We start from the raw sequence: 3,220 nt of genomic DNA, 5'->3' as shown, positions 1-3,220 counted from the left end.
GCCGTCCTTCGCCCCCGCTCTCTGCAATGCGATCTTTGCGGCAACCGGAAAACGCATCCGCGATCTGCCACTCCGCGATCACGACCTTTCCTGGAGCTAACGTGGTCGCCAGGTCGGCCCGGTGTTCTCCGCCGAAGGCCAGACGCGATGCGCGGTGGCGGGGTCATCGCATCCGGCCACTGCGTTTGCACCGCGGGGAAAATCATCGAGATCGTTCTTGACGATGTCGGGAACGTCGCAGCGAAGCGAACGCGCATCGCTCGGCCGCAACAATCCATCGGCCGCGCGTTGCAAGGACAGTTCGACGCGGGGGAATTGCATGAAGGTGTCACGATCATCACCGCCGACCTGTTGTAAATTCCCTTGCCAAACGAAGTCCTGCGGTTCGGCATGGATTCGAAACAGCTGCCATTTCATCGGCATGAAAACGTTGCCAACGAATTGGCAGTCAATCGGATTGGCCGATTGTTTTTTGCCGGCCCCCATGCCGATTTCGATCGACACCTTGCAATCAATGAAGGTGTTGTGGGCCACGACCGCGCCGCGAACCGGTGCGTATGAGTTGAGCGCCCCGTTTGGGATCCCGTTCATCATGCACAGGGCGGCACGTTCGGCGTCGCCGCGCAGGCCTTCGAAATAGTTGTTTGTGACGCGGTGGTCCTGGCCGATCAGACGCACGCCGCCGGTGCCGCGTTGTTGTCGACCCAGAAAAATGTTCCCATCAACCAGACAGCGATGGCCATGTCGCAGGGTCAGCGCACCGGCGCAGGAATCGAAGACGTTGTGCCGGTAAATGTTCCCACACGACTTGTTGGATACGACCTCCGCTTCGCCGTCGCATCGGAAAAAGTAATTGTCTTCGACGACACTGGCGCACTCGAGTTCGGAGACTTCGCTGGTGCCGATGCGAATCGTCTCGCCGCCGTTGCGTCCCAGTTCGGGCCGGGGACCGAAGTGGTTGTGATCGATGCGGTGGTGCTCGGCAACCTCGCTGACCCAGACGACCAACGTGGTCCCTCGGCTCTTTTTGCCGCCGAAGTAACAATGGTCGACACGATTGTTGGTGCCGTAGATGGACAGCCAACGGGATTCGATCCCGGCATCGGAATCCCCGGTCTGTTCGAACCAGCATTGCGTGATTCGGCAATGATGCGCAAGCCGTTGACTGTGCGTCCGCAGTTGCACGACATCGCTGACGCCGTCCGGATCGCGAAAGACAAACCCGGTGACGTTGACATGGGTCCCCGAAACCCGAAATTCCGTCGCTCCGGAAAACACCACACCGCCGGGGTGTTGCGGGCGAATGACGATCGGTGCCTCGTTCGTTCCCGGCAACTGTTCGAACGTCAGTTTTGCATCCTTCCAGTCGCCGTCGGCCAGCACGATCGCGTCCCCGGCGGCGACCTCCTTGAGGGCCGTTTTTAACTCGCTGTCCTTGCCGATCTGCCACTGTTTGCCATCGGCGCGTCCTGCCAGCAGAACCGCAAGGCAGCCCGCAAGGAGCCAAGCAGACCCGATAAAGCCGGGCCGGGCGGCCCCGTGATTGGTGTTCAACATATTCGTTTCGCTGAAATCAACGCGGAAAACGAGGGGGCAGACGAGAGATGCACTGACCGCTCGGGAAGGATAAACTTTTATCATATCTCCTCTGAACACTCGATGAGCTGAACCCATGCGTTTCCCTGTTGTTGTTGCACTCTGTGTCGTTTCGGTCTTTTCCATCACCGCCAGCGGCGAGGACTGGTCGCGTTTTCGCGGCCCTAATGGACAGGGAATCGCGGAGGGAACGATCCCCCTGACCTGGAGTAGCGAGGAAAACCTGGCGTGGTCTGTGGAACTTCCCGGGGAAGGATCCTCGTCGCCGATCGTCGTCGACAATCGCGTGTATGTGACCTGTTATTCCGGCAGCGGTTCTGATGCCAAGCGGCACATCGTGTGTCTCGACGCGGACTCGGGAAAGCAGCTTTGGACCGATGCGATCAGCGGACCGGAACGCGAAGACGCGTATCAGGGATACATCACCGAGCACGGCTATGCCAGCGGGACACCGGTTTGCGATGGGAAACACGTCTATGCGTTCTTCGGCAAAGCCGGCGTGGTCGCCTGGACCGTCGAGGGCAAAAAGGTGTGGCAGCAAGACGTCGGCCAGATGTCCAGCAACCGGCAATGGGGTTCCGGTTCAAGCCCGGTGCTGCACGAGGGGATCTTGATCGTCAATGCATCCGAGGAGGCGCGGGCGATCATCGGTTTGGATGCCGCGACGGGCAACGAACGTTGGAAGGCCGAATACGATCTTCTGGAACTCTGTTACGCGACACCGATTCTGGTCCCGGGCGAAGGCGACGTGATGGAAGCGGTGATCTCGATGCCCGGCGAAGTGTGGGGATTGAACGCGACGACCGGCAAGATCCGCTGGTTTTGTGAAATCGGAAACGGCGGCAACGTCAGCCCCAGTGTCGTCCTCGGCGAGGATGCGTTCTACACGTTCGGCGGGTATCCGGCACAACAGACCAACGCGATTCGTCGTGGCGGTCGCAAGGACATCACCGAGACGCATCACCTTTGGGAAAGCCGCGACAGCAGCTACGTCCCGACGCCGCTGTACTTCGATGGCCATCTCTACTGGGTCAGCCATCGCGGCCAAGCCTTCGTCGTCAATGCCAAGACCGGCGAAACCGTGACGCGAGACCGATTAGATGATCTGAAGTCGGGCGGCAGTCCCGTGTACGCCTCACCGATCAAAGTCGGAGAGCGTCTCTACGTCGTCACGCGTCGCAGCGGGACGTACGTCTTTGAAGCGACGCCCGAAATGAAGCAGATTGCCAAGAGCGAACCGTTGGACGAATCGGACTTCAACGCCACACCGGCCATCTCAAACGGCCGCGTCTACCTGCGCAGCAACCAAGCGATTTTCTGCGTGAAGTAAGCGCTGAATTCAATGCGATCACAACAGCCCGACGCGTGAGCGAGTAGCGCCGCGTGGCCCCTTGTTAACGCGTGCGGGCTTAAATCGACAGGCCGCTCGCGCCGTTCCGCTCACGCCTGCGGTGGTATGTCCCCGAACGGGGTCAAAGCCAGTAGCCGGAGGTCAGCGCAGCGCCACCTCCGGGAAGCACGTCCCACAATCCCCTCGACCCCAGACGGGGTCGCAGCGAATCCATCCGCCGGCGGTGCGGCAGTCTGCATTCGCAAAGGAGTTGATTGGTGAGCTTGAGCGTGC

Annotated in this window: 2 protein-coding genes; one reads left to right on the top strand and one right to left on the bottom strand. The window is 60.3% G+C overall.

Translation table 11 applies throughout. From position 1 onward, the window contains the following. Positions 1-96 precede the first annotated feature (96 nt). Entirely contained in the window at positions 97-1,557 is a 1,461-nt protein-coding gene (locus tag ABX749_RS27230; protein ID WP_372898797.1) for a polysaccharide lyase 6 family protein, read from the bottom strand. A 115-nt stretch (positions 1,558-1,672) separates the two neighbouring features. On the opposite strand from ABX749_RS27230, the gene ABX749_RS27225 reads away from it, so the two are divergent. Beyond that, a complete protein-coding gene (locus tag ABX749_RS27225) occupies positions 1,673-2,926 on the top strand; it encodes a PQQ-binding-like beta-propeller repeat protein (RefSeq protein WP_372898796.1) in 1,254 nt (417 codons plus the stop codon). The last annotated feature ends 294 nt before the right edge of the window (positions 2,927-3,220 follow it).

It is taken from the genome of Stieleria sp. (genome assembly GCF_041595215.1).
In the GTDB taxonomy this organism is placed as follows: domain Bacteria; phylum Planctomycetota; class Planctomycetia; order Pirellulales; family Pirellulaceae; genus Stieleria; species Stieleria magnilauensis.
The sequence above is the reverse complement of the archived record's forward strand: the minus strand, read 5'-3'. Positions and strand labels throughout refer to the sequence as shown.

Coding starts and splice junctions, on each gene's coding strand:
- ABX749_RS27225 (WP_372898796.1), top strand. CDS start 1,673: ATGCGTTTCCCTGTTGTTGTTGCACTCTGTGTCGTTTCGGTCTTTTCC.
- ABX749_RS27230 (WP_372898797.1), bottom strand. CDS start 1,557: ATGTTGAACACCAATCACGGGGCCGCCCGGCCCGGCTTTATCGGGTCT.